The sequence below is a fragment of the Arthrobacter sp. Soil_N43 genome (assembly GCF_057655195.1).
Genome location: NZ_JBDGML010000123.1, coordinates 113426 through 132681, shown reverse-complemented (window position 1 = coordinate 132681; position 19256 = coordinate 113426). Strand labels below are relative to the sequence as shown.

At 65.2% G+C, this 19256-nt stretch carries 20 protein-coding genes; 9 read left to right on the top strand and 11 right to left on the bottom strand.

Going from position 1 to position 19256, the window contains the following annotated elements:
- Positions 1–16 precede the first annotated feature (16 nt).
- Positions 17–802, top strand: a complete 786-nt coding sequence (locus AC3A3W_RS20110; protein ID WP_487444890.1) for an alpha/beta fold hydrolase — start codon at positions 17–19, stop codon at positions 800–802.
- A gap of 25 nt (positions 803–827) precedes the next feature.
- Here AC3A3W_RS20110 and AC3A3W_RS20105 read toward each other — a convergent pair whose 3' ends face one another.
- A complete protein-coding gene (locus AC3A3W_RS20105) occupies positions 828–1094 on the bottom strand; it encodes a hypothetical protein (protein ID WP_487444889.1) in 267 nt (88 codons plus the stop codon).
- Positions 1095–1367: 273 nt separating this feature from the next.
- Between AC3A3W_RS20105 and AC3A3W_RS20100 the strand changes: the two genes are divergently transcribed.
- Positions 1368–1760, top strand: coding sequence for a VOC family protein (locus AC3A3W_RS20100; protein WP_487444888.1), 393 nt, complete (start codon positions 1368–1370; stop codon positions 1758–1760).
- A 16-nt stretch (positions 1761–1776) separates the two neighbouring features.
- Here the strand turns inward: AC3A3W_RS20100 and AC3A3W_RS20095 are convergent, their stop codons facing one another.
- On the bottom strand, positions 1777–2868 hold the full coding sequence (locus tag AC3A3W_RS20095) for a type I restriction endonuclease (protein WP_487444887.1): 1092 nt from the start codon (positions 2866–2868) through the stop codon (positions 1777–1779).
- 214 nt (positions 2869–3082) lie between these two features.
- Between AC3A3W_RS20095 and AC3A3W_RS20090 the strand changes: the two genes are divergently transcribed.
- From AC3A3W_RS20090 to AC3A3W_RS20075, 4 genes are all read left to right on the top strand, one after another.
- The gene (locus AC3A3W_RS20090; protein ID WP_487444886.1) at positions 3083–4012 is read left to right on the top strand and encodes an ABC transporter ATP-binding protein; all 930 of its coding nucleotides are present in this window, start codon (positions 3083–3085) and stop codon (positions 4010–4012) included.
- Positions 4009–4902 carry an ABC transporter permease gene (locus AC3A3W_RS20085; RefSeq protein ID WP_487444885.1) on the top strand — a complete coding sequence of 298 codons (894 nt, stop codon included), beginning with the start codon at positions 4009–4011 and terminating at the stop codon, positions 4900–4902. Before AC3A3W_RS20090 ends, AC3A3W_RS20085 begins: the two co-directional genes overlap by 4 nt.
- Before the next feature lie 79 nt (positions 4903–4981).
- Positions 4982–5557, top strand: a complete 576-nt coding sequence (locus AC3A3W_RS20080) for a DM13 domain-containing protein (protein WP_487444884.1) — start codon at positions 4982–4984, stop codon at positions 5555–5557.
- A gap of 103 nt (positions 5558–5660) precedes the next feature.
- Entirely contained in the window at positions 5661–6032 is a 372-nt protein-coding gene (locus AC3A3W_RS20075; RefSeq protein ID WP_487444883.1) for a VOC family protein, read from the top strand.
- 151 nt (positions 6033–6183) lie between these two features.
- Here the strand turns inward: AC3A3W_RS20075 and AC3A3W_RS20070 are convergent, their stop codons facing one another.
- From AC3A3W_RS20070 to AC3A3W_RS20050, 5 genes are read right to left on the bottom strand one after another with little or no spacing between them, the layout of a single operon-like run.
- On the bottom strand, positions 6184–7557 hold the full coding sequence (locus AC3A3W_RS20070; RefSeq protein ID WP_487444882.1) for a DUF3100 domain-containing protein: 1374 nt from the start codon (positions 7555–7557) through the stop codon (positions 6184–6186).
- A complete protein-coding gene (locus AC3A3W_RS20065; protein ID WP_487444881.1) occupies positions 7554–8780 on the bottom strand; it encodes an amidohydrolase in 1227 nt (408 codons plus the stop codon). The genes AC3A3W_RS20070 and AC3A3W_RS20065 overlap by 4 nt, the downstream gene beginning before the upstream one ends.
- Positions 8781–8808: 28 nt before the next feature.
- A complete protein-coding gene (locus AC3A3W_RS20060; RefSeq protein ID WP_487444880.1) occupies positions 8809–10356 on the bottom strand; it encodes an aldehyde dehydrogenase family protein in 1548 nt (515 codons plus the stop codon).
- A gap of 24 nt (positions 10357–10380) precedes the next feature.
- Complete coding sequence (locus AC3A3W_RS20055; RefSeq protein ID WP_487444879.1) at positions 10381–11334, bottom strand: NAD(P)-dependent oxidoreductase; 954 nt, start codon at positions 11332–11334, stop codon at positions 10381–10383.
- A gap of 53 nt (positions 11335–11387) precedes the next feature.
- Positions 11388–12296 carry a MurR/RpiR family transcriptional regulator gene (locus AC3A3W_RS20050; RefSeq protein ID WP_487444976.1) on the bottom strand — a complete coding sequence of 303 codons (909 nt, stop codon included), beginning with the start codon at positions 12294–12296 and terminating at the stop codon, positions 11388–11390.
- 158 nt (positions 12297–12454) lie between these two features.
- Here AC3A3W_RS20050 and AC3A3W_RS20045 point away from each other — a divergent pair, with 158 nt between their 5' ends.
- A complete protein-coding gene (locus tag AC3A3W_RS20045) occupies positions 12455–13093 on the top strand; it encodes a GOLPH3/VPS74 family protein (RefSeq protein WP_487444878.1) in 639 nt (212 codons plus the stop codon).
- Here the strand turns inward: AC3A3W_RS20045 and AC3A3W_RS20040 are convergent.
- On the bottom strand, positions 13090–13608 hold the full coding sequence (locus AC3A3W_RS20040; RefSeq protein WP_487444877.1) for a hypothetical protein: 519 nt from the start codon (positions 13606–13608) through the stop codon (positions 13090–13092). The genes AC3A3W_RS20045 and AC3A3W_RS20040 overlap by 4 nt on opposite strands.
- 285 nt (positions 13609–13893) lie before the next feature.
- Between AC3A3W_RS20040 and AC3A3W_RS20035 the strand changes: the two genes are divergently transcribed.
- Positions 13894–15102 (top strand): aspartate transaminase, encoded by a 1209-nt coding sequence (locus tag AC3A3W_RS20035; RefSeq protein ID WP_487444876.1) that lies wholly within the window; start codon positions 13894–13896, stop codon positions 15100–15102.
- 26 nt (positions 15103–15128) lie between these two features.
- Positions 15129–15806, top strand: coding sequence for a 4-carboxy-4-hydroxy-2-oxoadipate aldolase/oxaloacetate decarboxylase (locus AC3A3W_RS20030; protein WP_487444875.1), 678 nt, complete (start codon positions 15129–15131; stop codon positions 15804–15806).
- A gap of 47 nt (positions 15807–15853) precedes the next feature.
- On the opposite strand, the gene AC3A3W_RS20025 is transcribed toward AC3A3W_RS20030, so the two are convergent.
- The 3 genes from AC3A3W_RS20025 to AC3A3W_RS20015 form a co-directional block, all read right to left on the bottom strand.
- Positions 15854–17614, bottom strand: coding sequence for an HNH endonuclease (locus tag AC3A3W_RS20025; protein WP_487444874.1), 1761 nt, complete (start codon positions 17612–17614; stop codon positions 15854–15856).
- Positions 17615–17763: 149 nt separating this feature from the next.
- The gene (locus AC3A3W_RS20020; RefSeq protein WP_487444873.1) at positions 17764–17946 is read right to left on the bottom strand and encodes a hypothetical protein; all 183 of its coding nucleotides are present in this window, start codon (positions 17944–17946) and stop codon (positions 17764–17766) included.
- A gap of 182 nt (positions 17947–18128) precedes the next feature.
- The gene (locus tag AC3A3W_RS20015) at positions 18129–19049 is read right to left on the bottom strand and encodes a LysR substrate-binding domain-containing protein (protein ID WP_487444872.1); all 921 of its coding nucleotides are present in this window, start codon (positions 19047–19049) and stop codon (positions 18129–18131) included.
- Positions 19050–19256: the final 207 nt, after the last annotated feature.

The window sequence follows — 19256 nt, the reverse complement described above, 5'->3', positions numbered from 1 at the left end:
GGCGTTAGGATGCCGTGTGACCTTTACCCACGGCTACGCGGACAACGACGGCCTCCGCATGTACTACGAGGTCCATGGCCCGGCCGTGCCCGGCCAGCCGCCGCTGCTCCTCATCCCGGGCGGCGGCTCCACGATCGGCACCAACTTCGCAGAACTTATCCCGCTGCTGGCCGAAGGCCGCCAGGTGATTGCCGTTGAGGAGGAGGGTCACGGCCGCACCCAGCCCACCAGCCGCCCGCTCACGGCCGAGAACTCCGCCGGGGACGTCCGCGCGGTTTTGCACCGGCTAGGCGTGGAAACTGTGGACGTACTGGGATTCAGCGCCGGCGGCCACACCGCCATCGCGCTCGCACTCGGGAGTCCCGCTGTCGTCCGGCGCCTCATCGCCGCCTCCACCTTTGTGAGCCGTGATGCCGTGCCGGACGAGTTCTGGGACGGCATGGCGAAGGCCACCCTGGCGGACATGCCGGACACGTACAAGGACGCCGACCGCCGCCTCAACCCGGAACCGGGCCACTTGGAGCGGCTCTTCGAACTGGATCGCCGGCGCATCCTGGACTTCCCCGGATGGTCCGACGAACACCTGGGCACCATCACCGCCGCCACCCTTGTGGTGAGTGCCGACCGTGATGTTGTTACTGCCGAATATGCCGCCCGGATGGCCGGCGTCATCCCGGGCGCCCGCCTGCTGATCATCCCCGGCGGCCACGGCGACTACCTGGGCGAGCAGGCCGCCAGCGGCGGGGATCTGCGGACAATGCACGCCACGGTCCCGTTCCTGATGAGGTTCCTGGGCGAGTAGGCGGGGGCTACCGGTGCGTGGACGTTTAGTCCTCGTCCAGGAGTCCTGGCTCGGGTGCGTGGTACTTGGGTTCCTGCCTGGCAACCATCTGGCCGGGGAGCAGCACCCAGCTCACGGAGGCGCCGCCGTCGGAGGGCATGAGGCTGCCTTCGCTGATGAAGCGGCCGTCGGTGGGATGGGTGGCAGGCGCCCACCATCCGTTGAAGGGGCAGTGGTCACCTGTCTGCGGACCCGTTTTCGAAGCCTTGTACTTGTTCGCTGCGGTCCTGGTTTTGGGGATGCGTTTTCTCATGGTCAATCCTTTGGAGGTCCGGCAGGCCACTGGTCGGTTTCGGTTCCGGGTCCGTGACCAGATCGGGTGTTTCACCAGTATGTGCTCGCAGATGAGCCAAGAAAAGCGATCAGTTATGACGGTTATTCATTAGGTTTTACGGTGCTTCTCCCGCTGCGCCTGAATGCGTTTCCGCGGTGCGTGAGGGCGCGCCCTGTGCGACCATGAGATGAGCCGCCCGGCCCGGCCGGAGGGCAGGACCATCCGGCGGAAGGCATTCGGAGAGGATCTAAAATGCCCGATTCCCTTGCGGACCTGGTCAGCATCCGGTACATGGTTGACGACGTCGACGCGGCCATCGACTTCTACACGAAGCACCTCGGATTCACCCTCAGGATGAGCGCCGCACCGGCGTTCGCCGACGTCGTACGCGGCAAGCTCCGCCTCCTGCTGAGCGGGCCAACCAGCTCTGCAGGCCGGCCAATGCCGGACGGCACCGTGCCGGCGCCCGGGGGATGGAACCGCATCCACCTCATCGTGGACGACATCGCTGCCGAAGTGGACCGGCTTCGCGCCGCGGGCCTCACGTTTCGGAACGACATTGTCACTGGTCCCGGCGGTCAGCAGATCTTGCTGGAAGATCCGTCCGGCAACGTCGTGGAGCTGTTCCAGCCCGCCGGCAAATAAAACGACCCACGCTGGCTCACAGGTAGCTTTTCACACTCGCGCGCAGTGCCTCCGTGTGCTCGTAGATTTCTTCCAGGGAGCTAATGGGCACCCGAGTCTCTTCTTTGTTGTCGTCGAATATTCCGATGTACTTCTGGGTGCGGTTGAAGTGCAGGCGCGCGATCGGCTTGCGGTTGTTGTCGTCCAGCAGTACGGCGAAGTAGGACTTGGCATCCCTCTGAACTACGCGGGCTGGCTTGACCTCGCTGCAGACAATGGCACGAACAATCTGGTAACCCTCGATTTCCTCCAGCGTTGTTTCCAAGCCGTCAGCCTCGGCCAGGTCCGCTTCGGCGACAGGTGCGCTGGTGACGCTGGCAGCCACCGCTGCGTCCTCATTATGCGGAAAGCTCGGAGCACCCAGGGCCTTCTTGAGTCTCTCGTTCACCTGGTCGTTCAGGAACTGCTTGGACGCCTTGGTCACGAGCGCGGTGAACTGCTCACGCACTTTCTGCGTGTAGGGACCGGTGTAGACACGGCCGGTAAGAAACTTGATCCATTCGTCCTCCGGCGCCTTGAATTGTGCCGCCAATGTCCTCTTGAGTTCACCGATGTATTTCAGTTCACCCGCCGCACTGATGATCGAGTCGAGATCAAAGACGTCCTTGGACAGTTTTTGCAGCTCCGGAATGAGGGACTCGTCAATGTCGGTCAAGTCGAGCACGAGGAACGGCTTGGCGTCCATCCGGTTCGGGGCGTCGAGGTCGGTGAAGAACTGATACACCTCGCCATTGGTAAGGATTGCGATCCTGGCATTGGTGACAGCGAAGTAGCGGAAGAGCTGAGAGGCGTGCTCGATTTTCACGGGTTCCGTGGATTTCTTGCACTCGATCAGGATCTGCACTTCGCTGTCCTTGACGATGGCGTAGTCGATCTTCTCGCCTTTTTTGAGGCCTACGTCAGCGATGAACTCTGGGACGACTTCCAGTGGATTGAAGACATCGTAGCCCAAGATTGTCGAAATGAACGGCATAACAAAGGCATTCTTCGTGGCCTCCTCCGTTTGGATCACACCTCGCTGTTGGCGCACCTTTGCTGCCAGAGCCGAGAGTTTTTCTGCAAACTCCATTTCGTCCCCCTAAGAATTGATGGTGCTGCCAACCGTAGCCCAGCAATATGCCAACAGGAACGAAACTAGCCATCAAACACGGGTAAAGACTGCGGCTCAATTCCGGCCCCGAACGGGACTACGCATGTTTACTGGGTGTGGGGGCGGGGAGTGCTGTGTCCGGCTCCGCACGCATGGACTGAACATCCACCCGTTCCCGAAAGAAAGCTGGACCATGATCGAGGCTCACGGCCTGACCAAGAGGTATGGAAAACGTACCGCCGTCGACGGAATTACTTTCACCGTCCAGCCGGGCCAGGTCACTGGCTTCCTTGGACCCAACGGCGCCGGCAAATCCACGACCATGAGGATGATCCTCGGGCTGGACCGGCCCACCGCCGGCCAGGTGCTGGTCAACGGCCGCCCATACGATCAGCACCGCGCACCTTTGCGGGAAGTCGGCGCCCTGCTGGATGCCAAGGCCGTCCACCCGGCGCGCAGCGCGGCCAAGCACCTGTCCGTCCTGGCCGCCACCCACGGCATCCGCCGCAGCCGCGTGCAGGAAGTCATGGCGATGACCGGCATCACGGAAGTCGCACGCAAACTTGTCAAAGGCTTCTCGCTTGGAATGGGCCAGCGCCTCGGCATCGCCGCCGCACTGCTCGGCGACCCGAAGACCTTCATGTTTGACGAGCCGGTGAACGGACTGGACCCTGAAGGCGTCCAATGGGTGCGGAACCTGGCCCGCCATCTTGCTTCCGAGGGAAGGGCGGTCTTCCTCTCCTCGCACCTGATGAGCGAGATGTCGCAGACCGCCGATCACCTCATCGTCATCGGCCGCGGCAGGATCATCGCTGACGCGCCTGTGTCCGAGATCCTTGCCCAAGGGCAGGACAGGACCCTGCTCCGCAGCGACCGGACCGACCTGATCCGGGCAGGACTCGCAGCTGAAGGCATTGCCTTCCGGGAAGTCGAGCCGGGCCAGCTGGAGGTCACTGGCGCCGAGCCGCGGCGGATCGCCTGGATCGCACGGGAGCAGGACGCCCTCATCCACGAGCTGGTCCCGGTCAGGGCGACGCTCGAGGAGGCGTACATGGAACTGACCCGAGACGACGTCGAATACCGCTCCTCCGTGCTGGCCGGGGCAGAAGAGGTAACCCGATGAGCACCACCACCGCGCCCACCGGCCGCCGCGCCGCCGCCGCCGCAAACCACCGCGACCAGGACACCGGGCTGACCTTCCTGCGGGCTGTGCACGCCGAATGGATCAAGCTGACCTCGCTGCGCTCCAGCTACGTCATCCTCAGCATCACGCTGCTGGGCATGATCGGGGTGGGACTGCTCAGCACGTTGGCCGTGGTCGACATGGCGTCCGGCTTTGCGGAGCATGGCGGCGCGGTGGAGGGCAGCGCCGAACAGCAAGGCATGGTGGCGGAGTTTGGCATGATGGCCCGCGACATACCGGCATCCGGTATTGCCATCGCCCAGTTCCTCATCGCCTCCCTCGCCGTCATGCAGATCGGCTCCGAATACGGCACCCGCATGATCACCACGACCCTGACCGCCGTGCCCCGCAGGACCACCGCAATCCTGGCGAAGACGCTCGTCATCGCCGGAACCTCGTTCGTCGTGGGCACCGTCGCCGCCCTCATCTCCTACGTAGTCGCCCAGCCGATGCTGGAACCTCAGGGCCTGAAGTACGAGGTCACCGCCGACGGCATCATCACGAGCATCCTCAACGCCGGCGCCTACCTTGCACTGGTTGCCATCCTCGGTCTGGGCATCGGTGTGCTCCTGCGCAACAGTGCCGGCGGCATCATGGCGACCCTCGGCCTGCTGATCGTCGCGCCGATAGTGCTGGCGATCCTGTCCGGCCAAAATGAACTCTTCATGGACATCAGCCGCTACCTGCCCTCCTCGGCAGGCACCCAGATGGTCGCAATCAGGACCCAGCCAGAGGCCCTGACCCAGACGGAAGGCGGCCTTGCCATGCTTGCATGGGCCGCCGCGGCGCTTGCCGGCGCGCTGGTGACCGTGAAGCGACGGGATGCGTGACGACCCTCCGGCGGTGACAGAACGTGTGATGCGCTAATCAACCGTTGCCTGATGCGACCGGCACGCGGACGATGGTTCTATGGGACGCAAGCGGACCTTGACCATCGTGACGGCGGCGGCTGCCGCCGTCGTGCTCGCCATCGGACTGGCGCTGTTCAAGCCGTGGCTGCTGTTTGTCGACGTCAGGGTGGATGAAGCCATTCCTACGGTCGCCGCCTCAGCGGAGCACGCAACATCGTCTCCTTCCGCCTCAGCAGGTGTCCCTTCGCCGTCCGGAGCCCGTACCGAGGATGCGCCCGCCAGAGCAGTCCAGCTCGCTGAAGGTTCCCTGATCAGCCATGAGCACGCCACGTCGGGGACCGTGCGTATTATTGAGCAGCCGGACGGCGTCCGGGTGCTGACCTTGGAGAATCTCGACACCTCAAATGGGCCGGATGTGCACGTCTGGCTTAGCGCCGCCGACGTGGTGGAGGGAACCGGCGGGTGGTTCACGGCCGGCTCCGCAGCTCATCTTGACCTCGGCCTGATCAAGGGCAACCAGGGCAACCAGGTGTACAGAATCCCGGAGGGCGCTGATCTTTCGAAGTACAAGTCCGTTGATCTCTGGTGCGTTCAATTCGCTGTGTCATTCGGAGCGGCCCAACTCAAGTTCTGAAGCCGCACCCCGATGGGCAACCCGCCGCCGGCGGGTTCCTGGGCGGAGGCTGGCCGAGAGTAGCATCGGTAGGATTCCGGCATTCTCGAGAGTGGAGTAACACATGCAACTCGGCGCTTTCTCGCTCAGTCTCACCGTCAAGGACATCGCGGCCTCGGCTGCCTTCTACGAGAAGCTTGGATTCACCAGGTTTGGGGGTGACATCAGCCAGAACTGGTTGATCCTGAAGAACGGCGACACTGTCATAGGCCTCTTCCAGGGGATGTTTGAGAAAAACATGCTGACGTTCAACCCGGGCTGGAATCAGGACGCGAAGCCGCTCGACTCATTCACCGACGTGCGTGAACTCCAGCGGGAACTGAAAGCCCAGGGCACGCCCTTCATTTCAGAGGCAGATGAGGGAACCACGGGCCCGGCGAGCTTCATTGTGGTGGATCCGGACGGCAACCCTGTTCTTGTAGACCAGCACGTCTGACCGCCCCGGGCCAGCCCGGCCTACCCGCCGGGGCTGCAGGGCTTGATGGCGTCCAGGACAGGTTCGGCGGCGGCCAGTTCACGGATCTTGGCTATGCGGGCCTTCGCTTCGGGACTGCACGCTTAGTACCAGAGCGCTGGCCGCCGGAGCGCTACCGCCCGAGCCCCAGCGCGAACTGCGCGATCACCGTGGAGAGCAGGAAGGACGCGGTGATGGCCACCAGGCCCACCGGGATGATCTTCCAGCCGATGTTCTTCAGCAGCGGGATGTCCTTGCCAAGGGACAGGCCCGCAAGCGTCAGCATCACGGTGGCGATGGACAGGAAGTCGACGGTCTTGATCATGGCGGTGAGTGCTTCGGCGCCGAAGAACCAGGGGCTGGAAATGTAGGCGCCGATGGTGGTGATGTAGACGATCGCCGAGATTTTCCTGGTGACTTTCGACAGCCCAATGCTCACCAAAACCAGGGCAAGCATGATTCCGTACCCGGCGACGATCGACAGGCTGAACCCCTTGGCCGCCACTGAGGCGGTGCCGATGCCGAGGACCGTCAGAACCGACAGGGACAGCCACAGTGGGAGCCTGATGGCTGCCGAGGATTCGGCGACCCGTTCGCGGAACCGCCGGTTTTCTTCGGCCTGGGCCTCTTCCCGCTCCACCTCGGCCGGGCCGCGCTCGGCGGCGGCACTTGCGGTGACGGCTGCAGCTTCGCGGGTCTGCTTGCGGGTGAGGGCCCGGTAGAAACGGTCCGCCAGCGGCAACGCGATATAGATTCCCACGTACACGCCAAGGATGGTGGTGATCAGGTTGGAGACCGCCGCCATGCCCAGGATGGCCTCCTGGTCGCCGGGGTAGGCCGCGACGATGCTGGCTGAGGATGCCGCCATCATGGAGCCGGATCCCACACCCGCGCCCATGGCCAGGGCCAGCGGATCGAAGATCTTCCAGTTGGCCACGAGGGAGGTCAGCAGCGTGATGAACACGGCGCCGAAAAGGGTCCCGAAGACGTACATGGCCAGGACGCCCCGGTACTGGTCCGAATCGGGTCCGTACTTTTCGGAAACCATGGCGAATGACGGCTCCCGGTCCAGGGAGAACGTGGCCCCCACCGTCGCCTTCCCCATGCGGAGCAGAACAGCCAGGGGGAGGGCCAGCGCGATGGTGCCCAGCAGGTGGCCTACTTCCTGCAGCAGCAGGGCCGGCCCGGCCTTGAGCAGGCTGGGGAGGCTGGGGCCGATGTTGAACGCCAGCCTGGCCACCAGGATCAGGACAGCCACACCCACCAGGGCGGCCGCGACCCTTTGCAGGTCCAGCCCCAGGGGCTTGAACTTCTGGATGGAGACCAAAAGCCCGAGGATGAGACCCCAGACCATGGGGAAGATGACGATGGCGCCGATGCCGACATCAATCTTGGCCTGGCCGATGAACTGGACCGCGATGGCAATGACGAAGGCCAACGCGGCGACCGGCAGCGTCAGACGGGCGCCGGCCTTGTCTATCCGCGCGGGTTGGGTGCTGGTGCTCATGGCGTGCCTTCCTGGGTGGATGTTCGACGGCGGTATGCCGCTTTGACGTAGCGTGCTCTTTCGGTGGGGGTGGCGGCCGCGGCCGCGATGGTCCAGGCCAGCGCGGTGGCCGCCTCGAACATCACGCCGTAAGCCTCAGGGGAGTCGGCGAGGGCTTCGAACCCGTGGGAGTGGATTGCCACGTCGGCGCCCGGAATGCTGAGCCACGGATGCAGGGACGGGATGACCTGGGAGATGTTGCCCATGTCCGTGGAGCCGCCGGTGATGCCGGCCGAGGGCGAGGTGTCCTTGCCGAACACATCCATGGCCTCGGTCCAGTGCGCAGCCAGCGCGCTGTCCTGGAGGAGAGGCTCGTAGACCGGTTCTGTTGACTCGATGGTCAGCGTGGTTCCAGTGGCCAGGGCCGCACCCTCGAAGCAGCGCCGGACGCGCTCGTGCAGCGCCTCATATTCCGCAAGGGTGAAGGCCCGGCATTCAAACTCCACCACCGCCCGTTCCGGAATGATGTTCGTGACGTGCCCGGCCTCGGCCACGTACAAAGCTATGCGGTGGTCACCCGGGATTTGCTGGCGCAAAAGCCCGACGGCGACCTGGCTCAGCACCGCTGCGTCCGCGGCGTTCACGGCGAGATGCGGGGCTGCCGCCGCATGCGCGGCCTTTCCGGTGAACGTCGCCCTGTACCGGCCCACGGCCTGGGCGCTGGTGCCCGCCGGGTTATAGGTCACGCCGTCCTGGACGGGATGGACCATCAGGGCCAGGCCGACGCCGTCGAACGCCCCGCGTTCCAGAAGCAGGACCTTGCCGCCGCCGTGCTCCTCGGCGGGTGTTCCGATGGCCTTCAGGGTGATGCCGAGTTCGTCCACGTAGGGCCGCAGGGCAAGGGCGGCGGCCACCGAGGCGCCTGCGATCAGGTTGTGCCCGCAGGCGTGTCCGATGTCGGGAAGCGCATCGTATTCCACGCACAGGGCAACCGTCAGTTCGCCGCTTCCGGCGCTCGCGGTGAAGGCTGTGGGCAGGCCGCCGGTGCCGCGGTCCACCTCGAAGCCGCCGTCAGCCAGCAGCGATGCCGCCGCTTCGGCGGAGCGGACCTCCTCGAAGGACACCTCCCTGTTGGTGTGGATTTCGTGCGCCATGGCCTGGACCCGGGGCTTCCAGTCCTCCACGCGGTCGGCCAGGGCGGCGCGGAGAGTTGCCATGCCGGCTGTTGTGTCTGTCTGTTCCATGGGGATCTGCGGCTCCTGGTTTCTGCTGCTAGTAGGACAGGGACGGGAAGGGGGCGCCTGCTGCCCGCGTGGGCACCCAGATCGCCTTCGTTTGGGTGTACTCGTCCAGGACGCCGGGTCCGGACGAACGGCCGTGGCCCGAGTCGCCGAAGCCGCCGAACGGCACGGCCACGTGGATGGTCTTGTAGGAGTTGATCCAGAACGTGCCGGCCTTTACCGCGCGGGCAATGTGGTGCGCGCGGGAAACGTCGGACGTCCACACCGCACCGGCCAGGCCAAAGTTGGTGTTGTTCGCCCGGGCAATCGCCTCAGCCTCCGTGTCGAAGGCGTCCGCCCCGACGACAGGACCAAACACCTCTGTGGTTTCGAGCCGGTTCTCGGGCGTTACTCCGTCGAGCAGGGTCGGCATGACCCAGTGGCCGCCGGCCAGCGCGGACCCGGCCAGAGCGTTAGGGAGCGTTTCGCCGGTGACCCGGCGTCCGCCGTCGTGCATTCCTGCCTCGATGAGGGAGGTGACGGTGGCGAACTGCTGGGCCGTGATGATGGGGCCCACCTCGGTGTCCGCGCGCAGCGGGTCACCGATGCGCAGCCGGGCTGCCCGGTCCGCGACGAGCTCGACGAACTGGCCGTGCACGCTCCGTTCCACCAGGAGCCGTGAACCAGCCACGCAGGACTGCCCGGCTCCGGAGAAGATCGCCGCGATCGCACCGTCGGCGGCACGTTCCAGGTCGGCGTCCGCGAAGACGATGTTTGCGCTCTTGCCCCCCAGTTCCAGCAGGGCGGGAATCCCTGCCTGCGCCGCTGCGACGGCCACCCGGCGCCCGGTTGGGACGGAGCCGATGAAGCTGATTTTTCCCACTCGCCGGTCCGTGGTGAGGGCTGCGCCCACGGTCTGGCCCAGTCCTGCGGCCACGTTGAACGCGCCCGCCGGCACTCCCGCTTCGTGGGCCAGCTGGGCGAGCCGGACCGACGAGGCCGGGGTGAATTCGCTGGGCTTGATGATCACGGCGTTGCCCGCGGCCAGCGGTGCAGCGGAATTCCAGCCGGCCGTGAACAGCGGCGCGTTCCACGGCGTGATGGCGACGACGACACCCCAGGGGACGCGCTCGGTGTAGGTGTGCCACTCGCCGGGAACGGGAATGGTCTGGCCGGTGAGCTTGTCGGCCCAGCCGGCGTAGTAGCCGAACATTTCAGCCACCTTGAGCGCTTCAGCCCGGGTGTCGCGGATGGGCTTTCCGGTAGTGGCCGCCTCGAGGATGGCCAGTTCCTCCGCGTGTGCTTCAACCATTCGGCTGACGTTGCGCAGGATGGCCGCCCGTTCGAACCCGTTCAGCCCGCCCCACGTCTCTGCGCCGGCAACCGAGCTTTCCAGGATGGCGTTGGCGCCCTCCGCGCCGGGGTCGGCGTACGTGGCAAAGGCTTCGCCGGTGGCTGCGGCAGTGAGGGTGATGCCCTCGCCGCCGCCGGGAACCGTCCGGCCGTCGAGGAAGGCCCCCAGGCCGTCCGGGAACGCTGCGTCCAGAACCGCCCGGGCGGTGACTGCCGAGGATGAGGTGGGTGCTGTTGTGATGCTCAATGTGGTGGTCCTTCGGGGCTGGGCTTAGGCGGCGGTTGTGCTGCCGTTAGTGCTGTTGGGAGCCGTGCTGTTGGGTTCCGTGCTGGCAGGTGCGCCGGCGGGGGTGATGGCCGGGGCCACAGTCCGCGCGATCTCGGTGAAGTCCGCACGCGGTCCTAGGGCGGCCAGGGCTTCCTGCCATTGGCCGGCCACCGCCGACAGCAGGGCCGGGTTTTCGCCGATCTGTGCGGCGACCTCCACGGCGAGAGCGGCGTCCCGGGCCATGAGGCCGAGCGAGAAGCCTGAATCGTGCGTGCCGGAGAGCACCCAGTTGGGATACATGTTCGCGGACACCTTGCTGCCGCCGGAGGCTTCGCTGATGCTCGCCGCAGCCTTGGCGGGATCGATGCCGTAGGCCTTGGCGACGCCGAGGGCCTCACCTACGGAGACCAGGTTGGCCGCCGCCAGGACGTTGTTGAGGAGCTTGACCACATTGCCGCTGCCGGGTCCGCCGATGTGGCTGTACTTGCCGCCGGTGAGCGCGAGCAGGACGGGTTCGGCCGCGGCAAGGGCCGCGTCGGTTGCTCCGACGAAGGCGCTCAGTGTTCCGGTGGACGCCCCGTCGCGGCCGCCGGAGACCGGGGCGTCCACGAAGGCCGCCCCCTGTGCCTCGGCAAGGGAGGCCATGAGTTTGCTGGTGGCCGGTTCGGAGGTGGTGGTGTCGATGATCGCGACGGTTCCCGGCGCCGCCAGGAGTTGCGGCACGGTGGCCTCAACCGCGTTGGCTGCAGGCAGGGAGAGTACCGCGTAAGGAGTCCCGGCCAGATCTGCGATGTTCGCTGTGGTGGCGATTCCCGCCTCCGCCGCGGCGGCCCTGGCAGCCTCGGAAGGGTCGAAGCCGGTGACGTCCCAGCCGGCCTGGCGGAGCGTGGCGGCCATCGCTCCGCCCATGGCGCCGAGGCCAATGACGGCTATGCGGCGGTCGGTGTTGGTGTTCATGTACTACTCCCGGAGAAGGTGGGTGTGGTGAGGGTGAGTCAGCCGTGCGGAGGTCAGTCGAGGTAGATGTCGAGGTCTTTCCACAGCTGCTGCGTGCGGCGGATGGCGGCACGGCTGCGGTCTGGGTGCGCTGCCTCCATGCCCGCGAGCAGGCCGTAGACCAACGAGTTTGCGGCGGTAACGGACTGGAAGAAGGAGATCCCCTCCGAGGCCACCACCAGGAGGTGGTCAGCCACGGCTGCGAGGCGCCCGCGCCGCATGTCGCTGATGGCAATGACCTTCGCGCCGGCCTGCTTGGCGGCTTCGGCGGTGACGATGATCTGCCGGACGGAGCGCCACATGTTGATGACCACCAGGACGTCCCCGTCCCCGAGGGAATTGGCGCTGGACGCGAGATGGACGCCGCCGCGGTTCTCGAGGGTGATGGGGTACCCCATCGTGGAGCCCAGGTGGGCCATCACGCTGGCGGGGCCTGCGAAGGAGCCGAGCCCGACGACGGTGATGGACTTGGCGGTGGCCATGGCCGCGATGGCGGCCTCGGCGTCGTCGGCCGTATTGGAGTCCAGCGTCAGGCGCAGATTCTCGATGTCGTGGTTGAGCGCGTCATGCAGGGGACTGCGGTGTTCTCCGTGCTCGGTCAGGGTGTCCTCGGTGGAGATCATGACGAGGTACCGGGAGCGCAGTTCCCGCTGGAGATCTGGCCATCCCCGGTAGCCCAGGTGCTGGGCTGCGCGGACCACCGTGGAGTTGTTGACGTCCGCCCGCTGGGCGATCTCGGCGATGTCTGCGTAGGAGGAGAGCTGCGGATTGCGGGCGATGACATCAACCACCCGGCTTTGCGCCTTGGTCAGCGGAACGTCCGGAAGGGCGTCCCCAAGCCACGCATGTGATGCGCTGGCGGCGCCGGTGCCAGCGCCGGTGCCCGAGGCGCTGGCTGCAAGATCGACAGCGTTGGTGTTCAAGTCCAGACCCTCTTCTGTAAGGTGGTTCACTCTGCAAGGCTGATTGCATCAAATGTACTCTGCAATCCTGTTTGCGGCTAGGGGTTTTGCCCAGAAAAGGGTTCCGCGGCATCGCCGACGCCGTTGTGGTGGCTGCCCAACTGCGCCACCATGATGGTATGAACGCTGAATCACCGAGGACCGGAGAGCTAAACGTTCCCCAGGCGTTCCTGCTTCTGGCAACGAACGACAAGGACGGCGAACCGGAAGTTCCGCAGCCCGTGCTTAGGGCCGCTTTGGCAGGGGCCATACTGGCTGAGCTGGATCTGCTGGGGGCAATCGAGCTGCAGGGAAAGCACGTGAGGGCTACCGGTGCCGCTCCGGAATCCGACTTCCAGCACCAGCTGGAGCTCATCCGTGACAAATCACGGCCGCACACCCCCAGGCGGTGGGTGTCCATGCTGGAAAGCCGCGCCGAACTGCACCGCGTGTACGAGGGGATGACGGCCCTTGGCATCGTGGACCACGTCGGTGAAAAACACCTCGGACTGTTCAGGACCACGCGGTACCCGGAAAGGGACCACGCCCCGGAAGCGGGGCTCCTCGAAAAGGCCCAGGCCGCACTCGGGGGTGCGCCGGCTGATCCCAGGACCACCGCGCTGCTGGCGCTGCTCCGGGCCACGGGGCTGATCGACAAGGTCTTTCCGGCAGCAGATCAGAACCGCATCAGGGAACTGACCCACGACCATTGGCCTGCCCGCGCTGTGGCGGACGAACTGCGCATGATCAAACTGGCGGAGGCGGAAGCCGCAACCTAGACAACCGACTCCGGCCGGACGCCCCAGGTCATCTTCCGGATGGTCTCGCGCTGCAGCCCGCTCAGCGCCACGAGCTCATAGTCATCCATGACGCCGAGCCGGCGTGCGGCGGCCAAGAGCTTCAGGCGCCGTTCCTCAAGGTCCGCCTTCGATTCTTCAAGCTCGGCCAGCTCGGTCTTCAGCCGGCTGATCACCGCAAGATGCTGCTTAACAGGCAGACCGGAGGGCAGCAGATCGTCGGATGACAGTCCGATGGTCCGGACTGCCCAGCGGGAGAGCTCTGAGGCCTCAGCCAGGCTCGCAACCTTCATGCCGTCACGGAGCGCCTGGGCAATCTGCTGGTTCAGGCGGACGGAGAGCGCGCGCATGCTGCTGGCATTGAACGAAAGCCGCTGCCGGTCTTTCCGGAGGAGTTCCCGGATCTTTTCCGCCTGAACAACGCCCGGGTCCGTTTTTGGTGCTCCCCGATAGCGGTAATACACGGCATTTTCATGCCTTGGATGTGGGTCCAGCATGCCTAGAAGGCTAGACAGAACGGGCCGGCCGCGGAAATACCTAAAGTGCGTGGAGCCATACTGAAATCCTTTGGCCGTGCCCCTTGGCCGCGGCTTCGCCCATGCCACTGGCAGGCAGAGCCCGCGGTTTCATGTGGGAAGCACTCCCGTGGCTGTGTCAGGCCACCGACGGGCCATAAGGGACGCTTATCCGTCCACGCACTTTAGGTCTTATCCATAGCGGCCAGGATTCCCTAGGGTCGAAGAAGCGAGTACCGCTCCCTCCTGAATCCCTAGGAAGAGACCATGTCTGAATTTGAACCCGCATCGCGGGTGTCCCGCATCAAGTCCTCCGCCAGCGTGGCCGCCGCTGCCCGTGTGCGTGAGCTGAAGGCGGAAGGGCGCCGGATCCTGGACCTGACGGTCGGCGAGCCAGACTTTGACACCCCCGAGCACATCAAGGCCGCAGCCGTCGCGGCGATCAGCCAGGGGGAGACCAAATACACTTCCGTCACCGGAACCCCCGCCCTGCAGCAGGCCATCCTGCAGACCATCGAGTTGCGCACCGGCCTGCACTACACCCTGGCTGAGATCACCATCGGCGGCGGCGCCAAGCAGGTGATTTTCACGGCCTTCATGGCCTCCCTCGACGCCGGCGACGAAGTGGTGGTGCCCGCCCCCTTCTGGGTCTCCTACCCGGACATGGTGCTCGCCAACGACGGCACACCCGTCGTCGTTCCCTGCGGCGAGGAGGTCGGGTTCAAGCTCACGCCGGAAGCCCTGGCCGGCGTCCTCAACGAGCGCACCAAATGGGTCATCCTGAACACGCCGTCCAACCCCACCGGGGCCGTCTACTCTCCGGGGGAACTGCGCGCGCTCGCCGACGTCCTCGCTGACTTCCCGCACGTCTACGTCCTCACGGACGAAATCTACGACCAGATCTACTTCGGCGAAGGCCGGCTGACCAGCCTGGTGGAGGTGGCCCCCGAGCTGAAGGACCGCATCCTCGCCGTCAACGGCGTGTCCAAGGCCTACGCCATGACCGGTTGGCGGTTGGGATACGCGGCCGGGCCCGCTCCGCTGATCGCCGCGATCAACAAGCTCCAGTCCCAGATCTCCTCCTGCCCGTCCTCGGTGAGCCAGGCTGCCAGCGCCGCCGCGCTCACCGGTGACCAGGGCTTAGTGCTGGAGAGCGTCGAGATTTACCGCAGCCGGCGCGATGCGGCAGTCGCCGGACTTAACGCCGTCGATGGCCTGTCATGCACGACGCCGGAAGGCGCCTTCTACGCCTACGTCAACTGCGCGGGGGCCATCGGGAAGACGACACCGGAAGGTACCGTCGTCCGCGACGACCAGGACTTTGTCCTCTACCTGCTCGACCACGCGTCCGTGGCGGCGATCCCGGGATCGGCCTACGGGCTGGGGCCGTACTTCCGCATCTCCTATGCCACCAGCCTCGACACCATCGAAGAATCCATCGCCGCCATCGACAAGGCCGTCCAGGCCCTCAGCTGATCCGCACCCAACGAAGGAAAACTGCCGTGATACACGTCAAGACCAATATCGACCGACCCGACGCCGACGCCGTCAGCCGCCTCGCAAAATTCTCGTCCGCCACCATCCACGAGGCACAGGGACGAAAAGGAGCGCTGAGCTCCAAGATCAAGCCGATCGACAGGAGCATGTCCTTCTGCGGGCCCGCTACGACGGTCCGGTGCGCGCCCAGGGACAACCTCATGCTGCAGGTGGCCATCCACTACGCGGAGGCCGGGGACGTCATCCTGGCCGCGGCGGGGGAGTACGAGGAAGCCGGAACGTTCGGCGACGTCCTCGGCAACGCGATGAAGGCCAAGGGCCTCGCGGGCCTGGTGACGGACTCCGGTGTCCGCGACACCCAGGACCTCATCGAACTGGGCCTGCCCGTCTTCTCCGGCAGCATCTCCATCAAGGGCACCGTGAAGGAAACCGTCGGACCCATCAACCACCCGGTGGTCTTCGGCGACGAGATCATCTACCCCGGCGACGTCCTCCGCGGCGACGCTGACGGCGTTGTGGTGGTCCGGAAAGACGAGATCGAGGAAGTCATCCGCCTCTCGCAGGAACGTGACGACGCCGAGCGCGAACTCATCGGCCTGTACAAGGCCGGCGGCACCACCATTGAACTGTGCAACCTCACCGAGGTGCTGAAAGCCAAGGGCCTGCTCGTCGAACAGGCGTAGTCAGGTAGCGGTCTAGCAGGTGTGCTTCGTGCTCCGCGGCCTTCCTCCTATGTTTCGTGAACGCGGATTCCGGGCAGGTTGGCTTCACTCAGCCCGTTTCGGGACAATCTGGATCCGGGCAACGGGGGTGCGGTGGAGCGGTAGCTGTGGCCGGTTGGCGTGGTGATTTCTATGGTGTGCCGGGGTCCTGGTCTGGGTTGTGCCTTCCAGCCGGGCAGTTCCTTGGTGTGGTTGCAGGCCTCGCAGAGTCCCGCGCCGTTGCCCAGGGATGTTGGGCCGTCACCGTGCCAGGGGATGATGTGGTCGAGGTGGCGGATTGGGGCGTCGCAGTATGGCGTGCGGCAGGTGTCATCGCGGATTTGGATGAAGCGGCGCAGTGGGGCCGGGAAGAGCCGCCTCCGGGCGTCCATGCCTACCAGGTCGCCGGTCTCCGGTTCCGTGTACAGCCGGCGGAGCCAAACCTTCAACTCTCTTACGGCGTGCTTCTGGCCTGTGGTTGAGTGGGACGCGTTTGAGCGTCCAGCCCGGGGTTCTTGTCCCTGCATCGGTGGTTGTTCCGGTGCTTGTTGGCGTTCCGGTGCCTCTTCGTCGCTGATGAGGTTGCGGGCCCAGGCGGCGGGCACGATGCCGTAGCCAGCAAGCCTTGCGGGTTCGCTGTCGGCTTGGAGGAGGGCGCGGTCGGTCATGACGACGTTGAGTTCGATCCCGGTGATGCCGCCGGGGATGCCGGTGGTCCATTCGACGAGGGTGTCGGCCTTGATCTGCCCCAGGCTGCGCGGGTCGCCGGCGGCGTGGAGGGCGTCGGCGTGCCGGGTCAGGGCCGCGTACACGGCGACCCCCTGATGGGCGGGCAGCAGGGCTGTCAGGTAAGTCATGCAGTCCGGTGCCGGGCGCAGGCTCACGGACCGCTCCGACGCGGCGTGGCTCGCCCTCTGCGTCACCGAGCGCGAGTCCCTGCGGGTGGCGGCGGCCCTTACCGTGGCGATGACGGCTCTGGTTCCGGCGCCGGCGAAGGTTCCGGTGTCGGCGGCGAGTTCCTCATCCACGGCGGTCCGGTCGGCCACAGCCAGGCAGGCTGTCTCTTTCACGACATACAAGGCGCGCTCTTCATTGAGCTGGCCGGTGTCCAGGGCGGCCAAGGTGTGCGGCATCTCGGTGACGAGCGCCTTCGACATGCCGAGCAGCCGGCCGCCGCGATGCGGGGATTCGCCGCGGGCCAGCGCGATCTGCTCACCCGCACCCATGCACTGTTCTTTGGGACGTTTCCTGCCCAGATCCTCAGCCGACAGCTTAGGGCTGTTCAGCGCCACGGGTTCGGCTTGTTCCTCACGCTGCCGGATCTCGAAAGCGACGGCAAGCCGCGCCTGCTGCCCGGCAATCATGCACTTCGCCTTCTCAAACGCCTGCATCTGGTCGATCAGCCCTGGACCGTCGGCGGTGAGGTCCGCCCTCAAAGGGACAGCAGCCGCCCAGAACCGATCCGCGACACTCAGCCGAGGTGTATCAGCGCCGGAGGCAGTGGAGTCGGCGCTAGAGGCGTCCGCGAACAGGACGTCGGCAAACAGGGCTTCGGGAAAGGGGGCCTCCGGCAAAGATGCCGGATACGCTGCGTCGAGGTCGTCGTCAAAGGGAAACCCGTCGTCCGCGAACCCGTCGAATGGAAGAGCTCGATCCGCGAATCCGTCCTCGGGAAACGCGATAAAAGGAAAACCAACGCAGGACGGACCGGCCTCGGGAAACACGTCAGCGTGCAGGACGTCGCCATGCGGCGCCGCGCCTTTCAGCGCTAAACTTCGGATGCCTTCCATGAATACAGTCTGCCAAGGGGCACCGACATTTAAAGGGTAGATCGTCTTGGATCCCCCGAGAACGAAACTGGGTAGCAGGTCAAGGCGTTCCCGGCGGTCAGAACGCCCTGAGGTGCCGCCCAGTTGGGCCGCCGGAGGGGTAGGGCCGGTCAATCGCGGTGCGGCACCAGGTAGGCCGGGGCGCCAACGACGGCATCCTCCAAAAACCAGATCGTCGATCCGCTGCTGCTGACCGGCATGATGCTGCCCTCAAACACGAAAACCGGATTGCCCGAGCGGTCCTCAGGGCGCCAAAACCCATTGGCGGGGCAGTGTGAACCGCTTTTAGCCATTAGTCCCAGGCTTGCGCCGGAAGTTCTCCTGGTGGTGCTGATCTTTTTCATTGCAGGCTCCCCAATGATTGGTTGCAAAAATGTTGCCGCAATTTCTCGGCATGCTTCCAATATTAGAATCCTGGGCGCTTTGCTACTAAGACCAATGATAGGTGGCCTAATAAGCTGAGGTTATGAGCTGGCTACCGCGCGTATTTATTGCTCAGCATTTCCTGGAGCATTTCCTTCAGCACCAGAAGCACCGCCGACGCCGCCTCGGAGAGCGGGTCATGGTCCGGCGTGCACAGCGCTATCTTGCACTGCAGCGCGGGGTCCACGATCCGCAGGACATGGAAGTCCTCCTCGTGGAACAGGGCGTCAGCGGCTGACTTGGGCATGATCGTGGCGCCCAGGTCCGCGCGCAGGAGCCGGGCCAGCGACGGCACCGACTCCACCTCACCCACCAGCTGGAGTTTGAGCCCGCGGCTGTCAAGGCCGCCTTCCACCACCTGGCGCAGGGTGTGGATCTTCTCGGGGAGGAACAGCCCGAAGCCGGCGGCTTCCTCCAGCGTGATTTCGCCATTGTCCGGTGCCGCCCCGAACCTGTCGGCGTTGACCACAAAGTGCAGATCCTCAATGATCATGGTGGTGAACTGGACGCCGCGGATGGGGCCGGGCTCGTAGATGAGTGCCATGTCCAGCCGGCCGTTCTTGATCGCTTCGCTCAGCACGCCGCCGTAGATTTCCGTGACATGCAGGACGATGTCCGGGTACCGGCGGCCCACTTCGCCGATGATCCGCGGGGTCAGGCTCGACGCCATGCTGTACGGGGCGATGGCAATGGAGACGCGCCCGGAGGGTGCCGCCCCTGACGCGGCGACGTCCTGCCGCGCCTGCTCCACCAGCCGCAGGATGGACTGGGCGTGCCGGTACAGCGTGTGCCCGGCGGCCGTGGGCTTGACGCCCTGCTTGCTGCGGATCAGCAGGCGCTGCTTCAGATCCGTTTCCAGGGCCGACACCTGCTGGCTGAGGGCCGGCTGGGCCACATGCAGCGCCGCCGCAGCCTTGGTGATGCTTCCCGAATCCACGATCTGGACGAAGTACGCAAGCTTCCGTGTATCCATGGCCGCCTTCTCTCTCTGCAGCGTCCCGGACCCGGAAAGGTCATAAGCGGATGTAGTGGAGGGATACGCAATAAGTCTTTGTGTGATCCACATCGCAGACACTAGGTTGAACCCAGAACGCTATTTCACTAATCGTACATTCTAGCTCCTCCGGTGGCATGCAATTTTGAGATGACATCAGATGCATTTTGCATATGACGATGTTTA